Raw genomic sequence first — 18,433 nt, forward strand, 5'->3', positions numbered from 1 at the left:
CTGGGCGTTCGGCGGATCACGATTCGGGCCGCGGCGAGGGGCAGTCGAGGAACATCAGCCTGAGGACCAAGTCTTGGTAGCGGGGCCAGAGATGGCCTGGAACTCCTTGGAGACGCCGAGCGGCCTCTCCTCCTTGGCGGTCCCGGGTGCTTGCCTTGCAACTGGTTGCCTGTACAGCAGGCTAGAGGTGCCCCAGGGGCGTTGTACCGTATCGATGACCTACTGTTCTTCTGAATCGGGGCGGACGAGAGTGGCGACGATCGGTCTGGCTGCGGCCATTGAAGAGCTGCGGCAGGAGCTGTACGAGGCGCAGAGGCTTGGCGGCAATCAGCAGTTCGCCTTCGGCGTCGAAGAGGCCCAGCTGGAGCTACAGCTCGAACTGCGCAAGTCGGCCAAGGGCGACGGCAAGCTCACCTTCGGCGTGGTCAGTGGTGGCGCGGGCGGCGAGCACTCCACCGTGCGCACCCACAAGTTGACGCTGAGGCTGTCGGTTAAGGACCGGGCCCTCGGTGGCACGAGCCCTGAGATCGGCGATGAGGAAGTCGGTTCGTGGGGCGAGGAGTGACATGGATCCGGCCAGACTGGCACTGATCCGAAGCGGAGACGAACAGCGCCGAGGTGTGGGATCCGGCTATCTGATCGCCCCACGTCTGGTGTTGCCCGCCCGCCATGTGCTGGAGGACCGGTCCACCAAAAAGATTTGGCCGACGATCACCGTAGACATCGGCCACCATAGCGATGGCGCGATGACACGGGTCTCCGCACAGCTGCTCTGGACACATGCGGACGGTGGCCGGGCGCCGGGTCGGTGAGGTCGATGACGGCCCAGTCGTAGTAGCGGTGCCCCTTCGCGCCGCGTCCGGCGGACAGTTTCTGCCAGGCCCGCTTCGGGGGCTTCCTGACCAGCGCGTCGGCGCGGAACGTGCCCGCACCGGTGGTCACTTCGGCCGAGCAGGCCACCGCGAGGACATAGCCCAGGCCGCCATTTCCAGGGCGGACCTCAGTGTCGGGTTGCCGCTGCAGACCTCGTCGCCAGTCACTCAGTCGATGCAGTGCCCGGCGTCCAGGAACCGTTCGATCATCGTGCGGGCCAACTCCGGCTTGGTGGCCAAGAGGTGTCCTCGCCGAGCCCGGCCGCCCGGCATCGGTCCGGGTCCGAGGTCCACGAGCGCGGGACGTACAACTCCCGGTCCACCGCCGCGTGCCCGCGGGCGCCCGCACAGACGAGGTAGACGGCGACCTGGGAGTTCTCGATCCGTCCGGCGGTTCCGGTGTGCTGGCGCTGAACCCCCGACGGTGCGGGTGCCCTTCTTCACATCGCCGGTCTCATCCACGACCAGCACTGCCGCCTCCTCGTGGAGATGTTCGACGACCTACTCGCGCACGTCGTCCCGCACGGCATCGGCATCCCAGGCGTCCCGGCATAGCAGGTGCTGCATGCCGTGGGGGGCCTTCTCCCCAGCCCACTCCGCGATCGTCCAGCAGTTCTTGCGCGGCAGGTCCGACAGCAGCCCCAGCACCAACCGCCCAGCCCGCAGCCGGGGTTCGACCGGGTAGACCGGCCTGCGATGCGGCCTCGGCCACCTCGAACACCTCCCGCCAACGGCCTGGATCTATGCTGTGACCTGAGGCCACCGTCTCTTCGTCAGTCCACACAACTCACGATGATCAACGGTGGCCGCACCCGTCACCGCACCGGCCCTGGCTATCCGCGTGCTGGCCATCACGTACGGTCTGCGGCAAGACGGCAGAGGATTCGAAGGCTCCAAAACCCCGGGCGTAGTTGGTCATTGGCATCATCCGCCAAGGCGCCGAGATGCTGCTCGTGCGAGAGAGTCTCGGCGCCGCCGGCGAGATCCTCTGGTAGCTGCCCGGTGGCGGGGTCGAGGACGGCTAGCTCATGCACGAAGCCCTCCGGCGCGAGCTACGGGAGGGGCTGTCTCCCCGGAAGGGGATTGTCCCGTGCGAACCACCACACTGGGAAAGGGAGGGCCGGTGGCAGGCCGAATAGGCCTGGGGACGATGGGTATGTCCTTCGCCCAAGACCCTCGGAACCGAGATGACCGCGCGTCCCTGCGCCGAGCCCGGCGCGTGCATGCGCTGGAGAAACTGCGCGCGCACGGGTGGCGCTCCTGACGAGTGGGACGAAGACTCAGCAGCAGCCCAAGACGCATGACGGACAGCGCCTCTCGCCTCGGTGTCGAGGATGCCGGAGAGGGCGGGGCGGTCCTTCACGAAGCCGCCGGGGTTGAACGACTCGACCTTGGCGTAGAGCGTGACGTGGTCCGGCGCGATGCGGTTCAGCCTGACGACCGGTGTGCGGCCGACGGTGTCGAGAACGCTGTCGTACTGAGGCGTGGGGGAACTGTCCTTCGCAGACGAATGGGGCCTTCGCGTATCCGGTCCGGTTGCGGGTCGCGGTTGCTCGGGGCGGGCGCTCCGCAGGTCGCACGGCGCGCCCGCCCTCTCCGGCGGAGCCCGTCAGCTCACGTGCTGGGCGATGGTGCGTGCGCAGTGGAGCGATTCGGTGTGCGTGGTGTCGACCTCCACGTCGTACACGACGCCCTTGTGCACCGTCTCGGCCTGCAGGGCGGCGCTGCCGGGTACCCGGTCGCCCCGGGCGATCTCCCGGGCAGAGGTGGCCTCGGGGTCGCAGTGCACGCCGACCCACAGCACGTCCAGGCCTTCGAGGTGTCCGCGGAGGCGCTCCTGGTCGGCATGGCCGCCCAGGAAGACGTCGTCGATGATGACGTGGGCGCCCGCCCGGGCCATGGCGGCGACGCCCTTGGTCCAGGCGGTCTCCAGCGCGCGCCAGCCGTCACCGAGGACGACCTCGCCGCCCTGCCCGAACGAGACGCCGGAGCCCGAGTCGAGCATGGAGGGCGGCAACCGGTCGATCAGGTCGTCCACGCCCATGTTGATCCACGGCTGCGGGAGAATCACCTTGAGGCAGCGGACGATGCCGGACTTGCCGGAACTGGATCCGCCGTTCAGCACGATGACGTTGGTGCTCACTTGATGAACTCGCCTTCCGAAGTGGTGCGTTCCGACGTGCGGTGACACGGCCGACGGCCGCGAGCCGCGCGATGCCGACCGGCCAGGGTAGCGGCGCGTACGGTCGCCGCGTCACCGCCGAGGGTCGGGGTGACGCGCCGCACGACCGGCCGGCAGACCACGGACGCCGGCCTGACGGCATGTCGACGGGCGGAGGCCTCCGAGGGTCCGGCAAGACGCTCTAGGCTGGTTCCCATGCTGCGACTCGGAATCCCCGTCATCGGTGTCACGGACATGCCTCGTGCTGTGGCCTTCTGGTCCGAGGCGTTGAACCTCGTCGCCGCTCAGGAAGGGAGGAGCGACACGTGGCAGACCCTCGACCACGCCGACGGCTCCGGTCGTGCCCTCGGTCTGCAACGCAGCGTGTCCCCGTCCGAGCCTCAGCCACGTCTTCACCTGGACCTCTTCACGGACACGGCGGAGGAGCAACGTGCGGAGGTCCGGCGGCTGATCTCTCTCGGTGCCGGGACAGTGGACTGGCCCCTGTACCCGGCAGATCCCGACTTCGTCGTCCTGGCCGACCCGGACGGCAACATCTTCTGCGTCGTGGATCTGAGTCATGCGCCCAGCGGGGACGAACGAGCGTTCTGACGTCGGACCACAACCGCGGCCACGGCAGCACGCGGGGGTGGAGAACGGTGCCGGGACCAGGCGGTCGTCCGGCCCGCTGCTTCTGCCGATGATCGTCAACTCCACGGCCTGGACCTGTCGGAGGCAGGGACGGCTGAAGGCTGCGCCGGGTATCGCCCTCCGCGCTGCTGACAACTTGGTGAACGCAGGCTGCGACGAGACTGCCGACGGCCTGAAGGTGTGGGGCGCGCTGACCATGAGCGCAGCTACGTCGGCCGCCCGGAGCGGCGACCACCAGCGCGCGGCGGCGATGACGGAGGCGGCGGAGCAGGAAGCCGCACGGGTCGCGAAGCTCCCCGACAGTGGGGACAACCGGATGGTCAGCGTCTTCAGCCCGTCGTCGGTGCGCATCGAACGTGTCCGCCTCACCGTCCAGTACGGGCACCCGGAAGACGATCCGGCACTGGCCGGGGGGATGCGGCTGAGCAAAGACACCCCGCCGTCCTGGCGGACGTGGCTGCTGCTGGACGTGGCCCGGGACCACACGGACATCGGGGACGCGGCCGAGGCGGTGAAGACCCTGGAGTCCCTGCGCCGGGTGGCGCCGGCATGGATGCGGCACCACACGCTGGCAGTGGCCATCGTGCGAGACCTGTGGGCGCCCCGACCATCCGCGGGGCTACGGCCGTTGGCGGAGTTTCCGGGGGTCGGCGAATAGCGTGGAGAACGTGGGACGTCGCGCCCCTGTCAGCCTTTCCGGCATCTCGCTTACAGGAGCGCGACAGCCGGCTCCTGAGCGTGCCGGCTGGTCCGCGAGAGCACTGTAGGTGACCCGCAGACCTCAGTCGGCGACCCTGGCAGGCTGTCCCGGGCAGAAGGCGAGAGTGGCCCGTTTACGCTGGCCAAATGATGGATGAGGGGGACTTCCGGGTCGGCGACGTGTTGTCGGTCGCCTGCCCCTTGACGGTGACCAGGGTCGAGCGGGGTCTCACGGGGGATCACCTGGCGGTGCGATGGCCATGGTGGGAAATCGACACCGGCAACCAGTTCGCGCACTGGAACGGGATCGTCGCCCTCGGGGTGGGCAGCGGTGGGCGCGTCTCGCCCGAGGCGGAGGCCGAACTGTTCCGAACGGACCCTCCGCCCGAGCAGCTGAAGGCGGGGGACGCCTGCCGGGTCGGCGTGCCACCCACCGTGGTGCACGTGACGGCTGTCGACCACCACGATCCTCCGCTGGAGACGGTCTGGCTGCCGCATCCCACCCGGACCGTAACCGTGTTGCGCCGAGGCCTTTCCTGCCGTGAGTTCCCGGACGGGAGCCATCTCGACGGCTCGGGGTACACGATCCACCCCGGCGACGGGATCCCCTTCTCCTTCGAACTGCTGATGCGTCCGTACGCGTTTCTCCGGGTGGGCGACGAGGCCGCCGACGCCGTCGGCCGGGCATGGCGGTTCGACGGGCCCTGGGACTGGACCGTCTTCGATGGAGAGGCAGCCGGCGCGGGCCCCGAGTGGCCCCTCGTCCTGCTCACCCGAGCAGGAACGCCGTGCTCTGCCGAGGATGCGAAGGCAGTGGCTGCGAGCACAGCGAGCGGTTCGCACCAGGAGACGGTCCGGGACTGGACGTCACTCACCGAGACCTCGCCCACTCCCTGACCCGTCGGGACGCGTTACCCGGGGTCGGCCGGGCAGACGTGCTTGCGGGCTCGCCGCGATACGTCAGGTGGTGTCATTCACCCCGTTCGGTCCGCCTTCGTGAGTGCCGGCCCGGGCTCGGGCGGCACCGCATGGATGCTCCAAATGGGGGCGGGTTAACATATGAGCACCGCCTAGCTCGAAAGATGAACCTGTGACTGTCAATGACGACTCGTTCACCAACTGGAAGAACCGCGAGGAGATCGCGGAGTCGATGATCCCCGTCATCGGGAAGCTGCACCGGGAGCGGGACGTCACCGTCCTCCTCCACAGCCGCTCCCTGGTGAACAAGTCGGTGGTCAGCATCCTCAAGACCCACCGGTTCGCCCGGCAGATCGCAGGCGAGGAGCTCTCGGTCACCGAGACGCTGCCGTTCCTGCAGGCCCTCACCGCGCTCGATCTCGGCCCTTCCCAGATCGACATCGGCATGCTCGCCGCGACCTACAAGGCAGACGACCGCGGGCTCTCGGCAGAGGAGTTCACTGCCGAGGCCGTCGCCGACGCCACGGGTGCCAACAAGATCGAGCGCCGCGAGGGACGCGATGTCGTGCTCTACGGCTTCGGCCGCATCGGCCGTCTCGTCGCGCGCCTGCTCATCGAGAAGTCCGGATCCGGCAACGGCCTGCGGCTGCGTGCCGTCGTCGTCCGCCGGGCCGGTGACCAGGACATCGTCAAGCGTGCCTCGCTGCTGCGCCGCGACTCGATCCACGGCCAGTTCCAGGGCACGATCACGGTCGACGAGGCGAACAACAGGATCATCGCCAACGGCAACGAGATCCAGGTGATCTACGCCGACGACCCGTCGGAGATCGACTACACGGCGTACGGCATCAAGGACGCCATCCTCATCGACAACACGGGCAAGTGGCGTGACCGCGAGGGCCTTTCGGAGCACCTCCGTCCCGGCGTCGACAAGGTCGTCCTGACCGCGCCGGGCAAGGGCGACGTCCCCAACATCGTGCACGGGGTCAACCACGACACGATCAAGCCGGACGAGCGGATCCTGTCCTGCGCGTCCTGCACCACCAACGCGATCGTTCCGCCGCTGAAGGCGATGGCCGACGAGTACGGCGTGCTGCGCGGTCACGTGGAGACCGTCCACTCGTTCACCAACGACCAGAACCTGCTGGACAACTACCACAAGGCCGACCGCCGAGGCCGTTCCGCGCCGCTCAACATGGTCATCACGGAGACGGGTGCCGCCTCCGCCGTGGCGAAGGCGCTGCCCGACCTCAAGGCGCCGATCACGGGCAGCTCGATCCGTGTCCCGGTCCCGGACGTGTCGATCGCGATCCTCAGCCTGCGGCTCGGGCGCGAGACCAACCGTGAAGACGTCCTCGACCACCTCCGCAACGTGTCGCTGACCTCGCCGCTCAAGCGTCAGATCGACTTCACGACGGCGCCCGACGCGGTGTCGAGCGACTTCATCGGCTCGCGCCACGCCTCGATCATCGACGCGGGCGCCACCAAGGTCGACGGTGACAACGCGATCCTCTACGTCTGGTACGACAACGAGTTCGGCTACTCCTGCCAGGTGATCCGCGTCGTCCAGCACGTCTCCGGCGTGGAGTACCCGACCTTCCCGGTCCCGGTCGCCTGACGAACGCTACGGGTGGGCGCGGGGCGGTAACCCGCGTTCCTCTGACTCCCGCACGGCCGGAGGCCGTATCGGATGTTCCCGATACGGCCTCCGAGGCGTCCGCGGTCCGTCGTCAGGCCGCGGTCCGTCGTCAGGCGGTCCGGCCGGTGCCGGAACCGGTTCCCTCCGCCGCCTTGATGCCCTGGGTGATGTCGTCCAGGACAGAGAGCTTCGGCGCCTTGGCGTTGATGTCGAAGCCGGAGCGCACGACGACCAGCATCCCCTCGATGTTCGGCGAGGGGAACGCGAGCGACTCGACGTACCCGTCGTCGCCGTCCTTCGTCACCACCTTCCAGCGCACCAGGTAGCCCTTCTGGCCGGCCACGGTGACCGCCTCGGACCTGAGCTGCTGGTGCGAGGTGATCCCGCCGTAGATCTCCTCGCCGTACGACTCCTCGGCGTTGGTCTCGATGTCCGCCTCCGCCGCGGCCTTCGCCGTGGTCGCCGTGACCTTGAGGGCCTGTGCCGGGGCGGAGAACACCCCGCCGCGCACGCACTTCTGGGCCTTGTCACCGGGGCAGGTGTACGTGCCCGTGGTCACTCCGGCGCCCACCGGCCCGGACTGGCCGGTCCAGCCGTCCGGCACGGGGATGCTGATGCCGCTGGCCAGGTCGGTGGCGTACCCCTCCTCGGTCTGCGGCGTCCCCTGGCCCGGGTCCTGGCCGCCGCCGTTCCCCTCACCGCCGTCCCGCCCTCCGCCGCCCGGACCGCCGGGGGCCTGTGAAGGGGCGGTGGCCGACGTGTCGTTCGTGCCGGAACCGCTGTCCCCCAGCAGGTACGCGCCGCCGCCGACGGCCGCGAGCAGTACGACGCCGGTGGCTATCGCGGCACCGATGCGTATCCGGCGGCGGCGGACGGCCGCCGGGGGTACGCGGAGCTGGTCGGTCCACCGGCTCCCGTCCCACCAGCGTTCCTGGACGGGGCCGATTCCTGAATACCCGGGGTCTGCATGCCATCCGGGCGGGGTCGTCTGGGTCACGAGAGAAACCGTAGGCGCACTGGCTGAGAAACGTATGAAACACACAGCGTGGCCGTAGTCACGTCTCAGGAACATCATGTCGTCGCACAGGGGCGGGACGGGGCGGGACGGTCCTCCGCGCGGCCCTACGGTTCGATCAGACCCGCCCGGATCGCGTAGCGGGTGAGCAGCCGGGGCCGGGTACGGCGCGGTGGGCTGCCGCGCACCCGCTGACCCCGACAGCCGCCCCTCGGGGCCGCCGAAGCCCCTGGAACCTGGCTCGGCGGCCCCTCCGGCTTTGGTCCGACCACACGTGCTGTGTGACATAGTCGGATCATGCGTATCGTCCGGAGCAGGGAGTAGCGGATGCCCGTCGAGTGGCAACCCGTACGGCAGTCCCGCACGCACGAACTCGTGCTCCAGAGCATCGAGGAGCGTGTCTTCGCCGGAGAGCTCAGGGCGGGCGACCGTCTGCCGCCCGAGCGTGAGCTCGCACCCGTCCTCGGAGTCAGCCGGTCCGCCCTGCGCGAGGCGCTGCGGGTGCTGGAGACCATCGGTGTCCTGGTCGCCCAGCCCGGCCGGGGCCCGGATTCGGGCGCGCGGATCGTCCGCAACCCGGACGACGCCCTGGGCCGGCTGCTGCGGCTGCACTTCGCGCTCGGCAGCTACAGCCTGTACGACGTGCTGGAGGCGCGGGTCGTGCTCGAGCGGTCGAGCTGCGAGGCCGCCGCGCGGCACGCGCCGGCCGAGGACATCGAGGAGGCCGAGGAACTGCTCAGGCGCATGGGGGAGCCGGATATCGGTGTGGCCGAGTTCAACGACCTCGACACCCGCTTCCACGTACTGATCGCCGGGAGTTCCGGCAACGCGCTGACCTCCACGCTCACCTCCGCGGTGCGCGAGTCCGTGCGCCCGCTGATCCTGCGGGCACTGGAGGAGACCGAGGACTGGCCCGCCACCGCGGCCGCGCTCAACGCCCAGCACACGCGGCTGCTGCGGCTGGTGCGCGAGGGGCGGGGCGCGGAGGCGGCCGACCTGGTCGAGGAACACATCAGAGGGCTGCACGGGACGCTGGTCGACGAGACCTAGCCCGCAGGGGCCGGTAGTGGGAGTGGGGACGGTGCGCGCACGCGCCTCCCCACTCCCGTTTCTCGTTTCCGGGCGAGTCGCAGGCGATTCCCGGGCGCGCCCACGGTTCCGTATTCGGACGGAGGCTAGTATGGTCGGACCATAGAAACGACCGAGGAGGCCCCATGCGCATCGGACTCTTCGCCACCTGTCTGGGAGACACGCTCTTCCCCGAGGCGGTGAGATCCACCGCGGTGCTGCTCGCCCGCCTGGGCCACGACGTGGTGTTCCCACCGGGTCAGACATGCTGCGGCCAGATGCACGTCAACACCGGATACCAGCGCGAACCCGTCCCGCTGGTGCGCAACTTCGCCGAGCAGTTCGGGGACTCCTCGATCGACGCGGTCGTCATGCCGTCCGGCTCCTGCGCCGGATCGGTCCGGCATCAGCACGAGATCGTCGCCGAGCGGTACGGGGACGCCGCGCTCCGCGCGGGTGTGGCCACCGTCAAGGCCAAGACGTACGAGCTGTCCGAGCTCCTCGTCGACGTCCTCGGAGTCACCCGGGTCGGCGCGTACTTCCCGCACCGCGTCACCTACCACCCCACCTGCCACTCGCTGCGCATGCTCCGGGTCGGGGACAAGCCGCTGCGGCTCCTGCGCGCCGTCGAGGCGATCGACCTCGTCGAACTCCCCGAAGCCGAATCCTGCTGCGGCTTCGGCGGCACCTTCGCCGTCAAGAACGCCGGGACGTCCACCGCGATGCTCCAGGACAAGATGCGCAACATCGCCACTACGAAGGCCGCGGTCTGCACCGCAGGCGACTCCTCCTGCCTGATGCACATCGGCGGCGGGCTCTCCCGCATCAGGTCCGGCACGCGGACCCTGCACCTTGCCCAGATCCTCGGCTCCACCCGTACCGCCCCGTACGCCCTGACGGAGGCCGCCCGATGAGTACGTTCCTCGGCATGCCCGCCACCCCGCCCCGTTCCCCGTACGGGACGGGAAACCTGCGCGGCGACCGTACGTTCCCGAAGGCCGCCCACGACGAGCTGGGCAACGGGCAGTTGCGCCGCAACCTCGGCAAGGCCACCCGCACCATCCGCACCAAGCGGCTCGCCGTCACCGGTGAACTCCCGGACTGGGAGGAGCTGCGCGACGCCGGATCGGCCATCAAGACCGACACCATGAACCGGCTCCCCGAACTCCTGGAGCAGCTGGAGCGGAAGGTCACCGAGCGCGGCGGCACCGTCCACTGGGCACGCGACGGCGTCGAGGCCAACGAGATCGTCGCCCGGCTGGTCAGGGCGACGGGCAGCAGCGACGTCATCAAGGTGAAGTCGATGGCCACCCAGGAGATCGGCCTCAACGAACACCTCGAATCGCTCGGTATCACCCCGTACGAGACCGACCTGGCCGAGCTCATCGTGCAGCTCGCCGACGACAAGCCGTCGCACATCCTGGTGCCCGCGATCCACCGCAACCGCGACGAGATCCGGCAGATCTTCCTCGACGGGATCCCCGGCGTCGATCCCGACCTGGACAACGTGCCCGCGCACCTCGCCGCCGCGGCCCGCGCCTATCTGCGCGAGAAGTTCATGACGACCAAGGTGGCCGTCTCCGGTGCCAACTTCGGCATCGCCGAGACCGGCACCCTCTCCGTCGTGGAGTCCGAGGGCAACGGCCGGATGTGCCTGACGCTGCCCGACACCCTCATCACCGTCATGGGCATCGAGAAGGTCCTGCCGCGCTATCAGGACCTGGAGGTCTTCCTCCAGTTGCTGCCCAGGTCCTCGACCGGCGAGCGCATGAACCCGTACACCTCGATGTGGACCGGTGTGACCCCCGGCGACGGGCCGCAGGACTTCCACCTGGTGCTCCTCGACAACGGCCGCACCGCCGCGCTCGCCGACACCATCGGCCGCGAGGCTCTCAACTGCATCCGCTGCTCGGCCTGTCTCAACGTGTGCCCGGTCTACGAGCGGACCGGCGGCCACGCCTACGGATCGACGTACCCCGGTCCGATCGGCGCGGTCCTGACCCCGCAGCTCGCCGGGATGGACGCGGCGAAGGACGACCCCAACAGCTCGCTGCCGTACGCCTCCAGCCTCTGCGGCGCCTGCTTCGACGCCTGCCCCGTCAAGATCGACATTCCGTCGATGCTCGTCGAGCTGCGTCACCAGCACACCGAACAGTCCGGCACCACGGCGGAGAAGCTCGCGATGAAGGCCGCCGCCGTCGTGATGAAGAGGCCGAAGGTGTTCACGGCCGCGCAGAAGGCCGCCGCTCTCGGCCGGGTCGTGGGCGGACGCGACGGCACGATCAGGCGCCTGCCCGCCCCGTTCGACGGCTGGAGCGACAGTCGCGACACCGCCGCCCCGCCCAAGCAGTCGTTCCGCTCCTGGCTGGCATCGGCCGAGGGTGCGGCAACGATGAGCGCCGCCGCCGAAGAGGGCGCCCGGCACACCGCCGAAGACCACAAGGAGGACCGGTGACGACGACCGCCCGTGACACGGTGCTCGGCCGGATCAGGGACGCCCTGGCCCTGGCACCCGCGCCCGCCACGACCGTCCCCCGCGACTACCGGACCGGCCGTACCCTCCCCGACGGGGAACGCCTCGCCCTCCTCACCGACCGGCTCGTCGACTACAAGGCGCGGGTGTACCCCTGCACCGCCGACGACACGGCCCGCGTGATCGCCGAGGTGCTCGCGGCGCACGGCGCCCGGCGGATCGGGGTGCCCGACGGGCTCGACGAAGGCTGGCTCACCGCCTACGACGGCGAGGTGCGGCGGGACTCCGCCGACATCCCGGCCCCGAGCCTGGACGCACTCGACGGGGTGGTGACCGCCTCGGCCGTCAGCTGCGCGGAGACGGGCACGATCTTCCTGGACGGATCTCCGGACCAGGGCCGGCGGGCGCTGTCCCTCGTCCCGGACCTGCACGTGTGCGTCGTCGACCTGTCCTCCGTCGTCGTCGGCGTCCCGGAAGCGGTCGCACGGCTGGTGCCGGAGCGGCCGACGACCCTGATCAGCGGCCCGTCGGCCACCTCCGACATCGAGCTGGAGCGGGTGGAGGGCGTGCACGGCCCGCGCACCCTCGCGGTGGTGATCCGCACCGACGCGTGAGCCGGAAGGGGCGCCGCCGGGTCACTCCGGCGCGCGCCCCTTTCCGCTCATCCGGCGTGCACGACCTCCAGCGGCGCGAAGCCGATACGGGTGACCGCACCGCCGTCCGCCCAGCGGACCTCCACCGTGTCCCCGTCCACGTCCACCCCGCTCACCGCCACGTCGGGGCCCGCGGCCTCAGGATTTGCGGTGAGTGAGGCCAGGGCCACCAGCACCGTCGTGCCCTCGACCTCCGCCGCCAGCCGGGGCAGGACCGCCCACCCGGTGAACGCCGTGCCCTGCGGCGCCCGTACCTCCTCCCGCCCAGCCCAGCCGTGCAGCCCGCGCAACGCCGAACGCACCTCGCCTCCGGGATCCGTCGCCCACCCGGTCTGCTCCGCCAGCGATCCCGCCGGAGCCCCCAGGACCCGGTGCACCCGCAGCTCGTACCTGCCCCGGACTACGGTGACGCTCTCCACCCGCAGCCCCGGCACCGTCGGCGCGCCCTCCGGGAAGACCGGGCGGTGCCAGGAGGCGGCCCAGCCCCAGTCGTCGCCGTGCCCGGCGCCCATCGGGTGGATACGGAACCGGCTGCTGCGGATCCCCGCGACCCGGACCGACAGATGGTTGTCGGGCGTGTTCCCCGCCGCGGTGGGACCGGTCGAGGTGGAGTACGCGAGGCGTGCGTAGTGCGGGTCGGACGCGGCGGCCGACTCGCCCTCGTGCGGCCGGGCGTGGTCGCTGCCGTGGTTGTGCAGCCGGACGATGCCGTCCGCCCGCGTCGACTGCACCAGCAGTCCCGCCGAGGGCAGGGACAGCACCCGGTCGGCGCTCTCGCTCGGGGCGGGCTCCTCCGCCGCCGTCCACAGCGGGTGGTCCTCCGGGGCGAGCAGGGAGACGAACGCCTTCGACGCCCAGTACGGGGACGAAGGACCCGAGTACACCTGCAGTGTCGCGTCGTGCGGACCGTGCCAGCCCAGGCTCAGCAGACCGTCCTCACCGGTCGCCCCACGGTCCAGGAAATACCGCAGCGACCCGCTGATCAGCCGACGCGAGACGCCCGGTGCCAACGGTGTGTGCCCGGACACCGCGCCCATCCCGACGGCCGCGCCCGCCGCGAAACGGTAGGTGAGGGAACGCCCGAAGTGCAGCGGAGCCCCGTCCGCGCCGAACATCAGCGAGAAGCTCTCCAGATGCTCGCTCAGCCGGGGCCCGTAGTGCGCGGCGAGTTCCGCGTCGCCCGACAGATACGCGTCCAGGACCGGATACAGGTGCAGCGCCCAGCCGTTGTAGTGGTCGAAGGCCCGCCCGTCGCCGTCGGCGTACCAGCCCTCGCCGCGGTACCAGACCTCCAGCAGGTCCAGAGCCCGCTGCCGGGCCTGGGCCGTCTCCGCGTCCCCCCGGCCCACCGACTCCAGGAAACCGGCGACGGAGAAGGGGAACAGATACCAGTTGTTGGGCGCGGGCGAGTGCCGCAGGGCGCCGCGCAGCCACTCCTCGGCCCGGTCCTGGGTCCCCGGGTCCAGCCGGTCCCACAGCCACGGGCGGGTCAGCCGCAGTCCGATCGCCACGGACGCGGACTCGACCATCGGCTGGCCGAAGACCGTGTGGTCGAGGATCAGCGGCCAGGACTCGGCGTCGTCACGGCCCGCCGTGCGCGTCCCGGCGGTGAGCCCGTCGGCGTACCGCTCCAGCCAGTTGTGCGGATCCTTGCCGCCGGCCCCGGCGACCCGGAACGCTGCGGCGAGGAACGTCCGGGCGTAGCCCTCCAGACCGTCGGAGCGGACACCGGAACGCGAGGGGCGCCCCGGCAGGTCGAGCATGGCCCGGCCGGGCGTGGCCCACTTCCAGGCGGCGTGCAGCAGACCGTCCGCCGCCGCCTCCCAGTGCGCCCGGGTGAAGCCGGTGTACGGGCTGGAAGCGCGGTCCTCGGCGGGGAGCCGGAAGGGAGAAGACGTCATGCGAGGAATGCCAGCCTTTCGCGTCGTACGGGATGGGCGAAGCCGTCGCCCGCGGCCCAGCGGGCGACCTCGGCGACCGCGAGATCGGCCAGCCGGCGCAGTTCGTTGCCCTGGGAGCCCGCGAGATGCGGGGTGATGATCGCGTTGTCGCAGTCCCACAGCGCATGGCCGTCCGGCAGCGGGTCGGGGTCGGTGACGTCCAGGACCGCCCGGATCCGGCCCTGGCGCAGGACGTCGATGAGGGCGTCCTGGTCGACGACCGCGCCCCGTGAGGTGTTGATGAGGACACCGTCGGGACGCATCGAGGTGAGGAGCCCACGGCTGACCAGCCCGGTGGTCGCGGGCAGCAGCGGGGTGTGGACGCTGACCACGTCGCTCTCCACGAAGAGCTCGTCGAGCAGGACGGACCGGACCCCGAGCGCGGCGGCCTCCGCCTCGCGGACGTACGGGTCGTGGAGCAGCACCCGCAGGTCGTACGGGCGGAGCAGCTCGATCACCCGGCGGCCGATCAGGGAGGCGGACAGAATGCCCACCGTGCGGTGGTAGTTGCCCACATCGGGCGGGGTGGCGAGCCATGCGTCGCGGCGCCGGGACGCCCGGAAGTCGCGGGCCCGCTCCAGGACCCGCTTGCCGGACAGCAGGATCATCGCGACGGTGTACTCGGCGACCGGCAGCGCGTTGGCCGCCGCGGCCGACGAGACCTCGATGCCCCGGTCCCAGCAGGCCTCGGTGACATGACCGCGAACGCTGCCCGCCGTGTGCACGACAGCCCGCAGCGCGGGCGCACCGGCCAGTACGCCGGCGTGGAGGGGTGGGCAGCCCCAGCCGGTGATCAGCAGCTCCGCTTCCGCGAGGGCGGCACGGGCCGGTCCGGTCGTGAAGTCGTCGATCACCGGCCCGGGTACGAGCGCGCAGGACGCGGACAGTGCGGCCAGCGAGTCGGGGGAGAGCACCGCGGCCGCGGCCTCCTGGCTCATGGCGAGCGCGGCACGCGGCCGGCGGGCGGGGGGAGTGCTGGGCATGGTTCTCCTGTGCGGTGGTCCGGGGCGGTTCGGCTGTGTGACGGCGCGTCCGGGGCGGTCCGGCTACTTGACGGCGCCCGCCGTCAGACCGGACCGCCAGAAGCGCTGGAGCAGGGCGAAGGCGAGGATCAGGGGCAGCACCGCGAGCAGCGAGCCCATGATGACGACGGGGTAGTACTCCGGTGAGACCGAGGCGGAACTGTTCCAGGAGTAGAGGCCCAGGCTGACCGGGTACAGGTCCTGGTCGGAGAGCATCACCATGGGCAGGAAGAAGTTGTTCCAGATGGCCGTGAGCTGGAAGAGGAAGACGGTGACCAGCCCTGGTCCGAGCATCCGCAGCGCCACCCGGAAATAGGCGGCCAGCTCACCCGCACCGTCCATCCGGGCCGCTTCGAGGACCTCGTCGGGCACGTACCCCTGGCTGAAGATCCGGCCGAGGTAGACGCCGAAGGGGTTGAAGAGGACCGGGATGAAGACCGCCCAGAAGGTGTTCACCAGGCCCGTGCCGGACGCCATCAGATAGAGGGGCAGGGCGAGCACGGTCTGCGGCACCATGACCGCGGCCAGCACGAGACCGAACAGCTTCTCCTTGTGCGGGAAGCGGTACTTGTCGAAGGCGTAACCGCAGGCGATGCTGATCAGCGCGCCGAGCGCCGCGCCCAGGACCGCGTACAGCAGGCTGTTGCCGTACCAGCGCCCGTACAGGCCGCCGTCCATGGCGAACAGGTCCTTCATGTTCCGGAGGAAGGACAGGTCGCTCAGCGACAGGACGTCGCTGCTGAACAGCGCGTCCCGGTCCTTCGACGCGGCGAGGACCAGCCACAGCACCGGCAGCAGGGTGTACAGAACCGAGATGCCGACGACCAGGTTGACGACGGATCGTCCGAGCAGCCTGGGCCGCAGGGACGCGGCGGTGCGGGGTGCGGTCGACGCGCTCATCGGGCGTCCTCCTCGGCGGCGTTCGCGCGGTTGGTCCAGCGGGTGACGCCGTAGGAGAGGGCGATCGTGCAGAGCAGCAGGACGACCGAGGCCGCTGCCGCGAGGCCGTAGTTGTTGCGGGTGAAGGCGGCGTCGTAGATGTACATGCTGGGCGAGAAGCGCGAGTTGATCATCGGCGTGGACTGGCTGAGCAGCATCGGTTCGGTGAAGAGCTGGAGCGCGAAGATGAGGGTGAACATCGCCACCATCACGATCGAGGACCGGACCAGCGGCGTCTTGACCTGGAGCGCGGTACGGACCGGGCCGGCCCCGTCGACGACCGCGGCCTCGATCACCTCGCGGGGGACGGCCTGCAGGGCCGCGTAGAACACCACCATGTTGTAGCCGAGGTTGCTCCACAGTGCGATGTTGACGATGGACGGGAGCACGGTGTGCACCCCGAGGAAGTCGACGGTGATGTCGGCCTTGCCGAGCAGTTCGATGACCGGGCTGATCCCGGGGGTGTACAGGTACAGCCAGATCAGGGCGGCGATGATGCCGGGCACGGCGTGCGGCAGGAACAGCGCGAGCTGGGCCGTGCCGCGCAGCCGCACCACGCCGGAGTCCAGCAGCAGTGCGAGCGCGAGGGCGCCGATCACCATGAGCGGGATGTAGACGAGGCAGTACAGGGCGACGATTCCCAGACCGCCGAGGAACGTCGGGTCGGTGAGCACGGCGCTGTAGTTGCGGAGCCCGGCGAAGACCGTGCGCTCCGGCCCGAAGCCGAGCCCGGGCTGGTCGTCGCTGAAGAAGCTCAGATACACGGCGGTGCCGACCGGGATCAGGAAGACGGTCACCAGAAGGACGAAGAACGGTGTCATCAGGACGCCGCAGGCGCCGAGTTCACGGCGTCGGGCGGACCTGCGGGCCGCGGGCGCCGGTGCGGCGGCGGCCGGACTCGCCGGCGCGGTCCGCGCGGGGGCGTCCGGCGCCGTGGATACGGGGGTGGCGCTGGTCATGGGTGTCACCTGCCTCTCTGCTGCTGGATACGGGATCGCGGATCAGGTGGAGCGCCGGGTGGTGGACAGGCCGAGCGCCCTGAGGTCGGGCATGGTGCCCCGCTGGGCCTCCCGGACCGCCTCGATGATCGAGCCCTGGCCGCCGCTCGCCCGCGCGAACCCGTCCTGCATGACCTTGCCGGTGGCCGTCATGCGCGGACCCCAGATCCAGCCGTCCCGGATCGTGCGGGCCTCCTGCTCGAACAGGGTGTAGATGTCCTGGTCGTCGTAGTAGCCCCGGTCGAAGGCCTCGCGGCCGACGTCCACGAGGCCGGGGGCGGCCGGGTACTGGCTGCTGGTGCCGCTGGAGAGCCGGGCGCGCAACGCGTCCGGGTGCGTGACCTGCCACTCGATGAACTCCATGGCGGCCTCCGGATTCCGGCAGTCCCTGGTGATCGCGAAGGTCGAGCCGCCATGGGTGCCGACACCCGGGTCGGACGCGTCCCACTGCGGCAGCGGGGCGAGGGCCCACCTGCCCTTCTGGCCGGGCCTGGCCTTCATCTGCGCCCCGGCGTCCCAGGCACCGCTCAGCCGGGTGAGCACCAGCCCGTTGCCGATCTGGGCGTCGCTCTGCCGGCTTTCCACCGCGTTCATGAACACGAGGTCCCGGTCGACCAGCCGCTGCCAGTACGCGGTGACGCGACGGGTCGGGGCGTCGGCGAGCGAGACGTTCCACGCGCCGCCCGCCGTGTCGAACCACTGGGCGCCGGCCTGCCACGCGTACGCGGCGAGCTGTGTGGCACCGTCCGTGGGGAAGAGCACGAGCCGGCGCCCGCCGCCCTTGCGCCGCACGGTCGCGGCGGCCTCTTCGAAGTCGTCCCAGGTGCGCGGTACGGCGATGCCGTACCGCTCGAAGAGGTCGGTGCGGTAGTGCATCACCATGGGCTCTATGTCGAGCGGGACGCTGAACACCCGCTTCTCGAACGTGGTCAGGCCCAGTGCCTGCGGCAGCAGCGCGGCCCGCAGCCTGTCACCGACCAGGTCCGTGATGTCACGGCAGACCCCGTCGATCGCGAAACCGGGCACCTGGGGGTATTCGATCGTGGCGATGTCCGGGGCGTTGCCCGCACGCGCCGCGTTGCTGAGCTTGGCGTAGCCGCCCTGGCCACCAGACGGGACCTGCTGGAAATCCACCTGGATGGTGTCGTGCCCGCGGTTGAACGCGTCCACGACCTCCTGGCTGCCCCGCAGGGCGGACCAGAAGGTGACATGTGTCTTCCTTCCGGTCCCGCTGTTGCTGACGGTCTTTCCGGTACTGCTCGTGCTGCCCGATCGCTGGGCTCCGTCACCGCCGCCGCAGGCGCTGAGCGCGCCTGTCAGGGGCAGTGCGGCGATCGTGGCGAGCACGGATCGACGGCTCTGTCGACCAGGCATGGGTGCCTCCC

Annotated in this window: 16 protein-coding genes and 2 pseudogenes; 10 read left to right on the forward strand and 8 right to left on the reverse strand. The window is 70.4% G+C overall.

All coding sequences use genetic code 11. The features are described 5' to 3' along the window. The first annotated feature begins 250 nt into the window (after positions 1–250). Both OG524_RS33020 and OG524_RS33025 read left to right on the forward strand, forming a co-directional pair. Positions 251–565, forward strand: a complete 315-nt coding sequence (locus OG524_RS33020; protein ID WP_405386758.1) for a trypco2 family protein — start codon at positions 251–253, stop codon at positions 563–565. A 1-nt stretch (position 566) separates the two neighbouring features. After that, positions 567–812: a hypothetical protein gene (locus OG524_RS33025; RefSeq protein WP_405393408.1), complete on the forward strand. Its 246-nt coding sequence runs from the start codon at positions 567–569 to the stop codon at positions 810–812. Here the strand turns inward: OG524_RS33025 and OG524_RS33030 are convergent. Beyond that, positions 721–1,603: pseudogene (locus tag OG524_RS33030) on the reverse strand (IS701 family transposase); the annotation flags it as partial. The gene OG524_RS33025 and the pseudogene OG524_RS33030 overlap by 92 nt on opposite strands. Positions 1,604–2,481: 878 nt before the next feature. Further along, entirely contained in the window at positions 2,482–3,015 is a 534-nt protein-coding gene (cpt, locus tag OG524_RS33035; RefSeq protein WP_405386757.1) for a chloramphenicol phosphotransferase CPT, read from the reverse strand. Between the two features lie 234 nt (positions 3,016–3,249). Here cpt and OG524_RS33040 point away from each other — a divergent pair, with 234 nt between their 5' ends. From OG524_RS33040 to OG524_RS33055, 4 genes and pseudogenes are all read left to right on the forward strand, one after another. After that, a complete protein-coding gene (locus OG524_RS33040; protein WP_405812224.1) occupies positions 3,250–3,645 on the forward strand; it encodes a VOC family protein in 396 nt (131 codons plus the stop codon). Positions 3,646–3,706: 61 nt separating this feature from the next. Continuing rightward, positions 3,707–4,342: pseudogene (locus OG524_RS33045) on the forward strand (transcriptional regulator); the annotation flags it as partial. Positions 4,343–4,530: 188 nt separating this feature from the next. Next, on the forward strand, positions 4,531–5,280 hold the full coding sequence (locus tag OG524_RS33050; RefSeq protein ID WP_405812225.1) for a hypothetical protein: 750 nt from the start codon (positions 4,531–4,533) through the stop codon (positions 5,278–5,280). 193 nt (positions 5,281–5,473) lie between these two features. Then, complete coding sequence (locus OG524_RS33055) at positions 5,474–6,919, forward strand: glyceraldehyde-3-phosphate dehydrogenase (protein WP_384499346.1); 1,446 nt, start codon at positions 5,474–5,476, stop codon at positions 6,917–6,919. 130 nt (positions 6,920–7,049) lie between these two features. On the opposite strand, the gene OG524_RS33060 is transcribed toward OG524_RS33055, so the two are convergent. Then, complete coding sequence (locus OG524_RS33060) at positions 7,050–7,937, reverse strand: DUF2510 domain-containing protein (RefSeq protein ID WP_405386754.1); 888 nt, start codon at positions 7,935–7,937, stop codon at positions 7,050–7,052. A 345-nt stretch (positions 7,938–8,282) separates the two neighbouring features. On the opposite strand from OG524_RS33060, the gene OG524_RS33065 reads away from it, so the two are divergent. From OG524_RS33065 to OG524_RS33080, 4 genes are all read left to right on the forward strand, one after another. Beyond that, positions 8,283–9,005 (forward strand): FadR/GntR family transcriptional regulator, encoded by a 723-nt coding sequence (locus OG524_RS33065; RefSeq protein ID WP_405812226.1) that lies wholly within the window; start codon positions 8,283–8,285, stop codon positions 9,003–9,005. Positions 9,006–9,169: 164 nt separating this feature from the next. Then, positions 9,170–9,937 carry a (Fe-S)-binding protein gene (locus OG524_RS33070; protein ID WP_405386752.1) on the forward strand — a complete coding sequence of 256 codons (768 nt, stop codon included), beginning with the start codon at positions 9,170–9,172 and terminating at the stop codon, positions 9,935–9,937. After that, positions 9,934–11,478, forward strand: a complete 1,545-nt coding sequence (locus OG524_RS33075) for a lactate utilization protein B (RefSeq protein WP_405386750.1) — start codon at positions 9,934–9,936, stop codon at positions 11,476–11,478. The genes OG524_RS33070 and OG524_RS33075 overlap by 4 nt, the downstream gene beginning before the upstream one ends. Then, positions 11,475–12,110: a lactate utilization protein C gene (locus OG524_RS33080; RefSeq protein WP_405386748.1), complete on the forward strand. Its 636-nt coding sequence runs from the start codon at positions 11,475–11,477 to the stop codon at positions 12,108–12,110. The genes OG524_RS33075 and OG524_RS33080 overlap by 4 nt, the downstream gene beginning before the upstream one ends. A 47-nt stretch (positions 12,111–12,157) precedes the next feature. Here OG524_RS33080 and OG524_RS33085 read toward each other — a convergent pair whose 3' ends face one another. From OG524_RS33085 to OG524_RS33105, 5 genes are all read right to left on the reverse strand, one after another. Next, entirely contained in the window at positions 12,158–14,050 is a 1,893-nt protein-coding gene (locus OG524_RS33085) for a DUF2264 domain-containing protein (RefSeq protein WP_405812227.1), read from the reverse strand. After that, positions 14,047–15,072 carry a hydroxyacid dehydrogenase gene (locus OG524_RS33090; protein WP_405812228.1) on the reverse strand — a complete coding sequence of 342 codons (1,026 nt, stop codon included), beginning with the start codon at positions 15,070–15,072 and terminating at the stop codon, positions 14,047–14,049. Before OG524_RS33090 ends, OG524_RS33085 begins: the two co-directional genes overlap by 4 nt. Positions 15,073–15,135: 63 nt before the next feature. Next, a complete protein-coding gene (locus tag OG524_RS33095) occupies positions 15,136–16,011 on the reverse strand; it encodes a carbohydrate ABC transporter permease (protein ID WP_405386742.1) in 876 nt (291 codons plus the stop codon). Further along, on the reverse strand, positions 16,008–17,009 hold the full coding sequence (locus OG524_RS33100; protein ID WP_405386740.1) for a carbohydrate ABC transporter permease: 1,002 nt from the start codon (positions 17,007–17,009) through the stop codon (positions 16,008–16,010). Before OG524_RS33100 ends, OG524_RS33095 begins: the two co-directional genes overlap by 4 nt. 42 nt (positions 17,010–17,051) lie before the next feature. Then, a complete protein-coding gene (locus tag OG524_RS33105; protein WP_405812229.1) occupies positions 17,052–18,422 on the reverse strand; it encodes an ABC transporter substrate-binding protein in 1,371 nt (456 codons plus the stop codon). Positions 18,423–18,433: the final 11 nt, after the last annotated feature.

The sequence above is a fragment of the Streptomyces sp. NBC_01520 genome, from assembly GCF_045040375.1.
Lineage (GTDB): Bacteria > Actinomycetota > Actinomycetes > Streptomycetales > Streptomycetaceae > Streptomyces.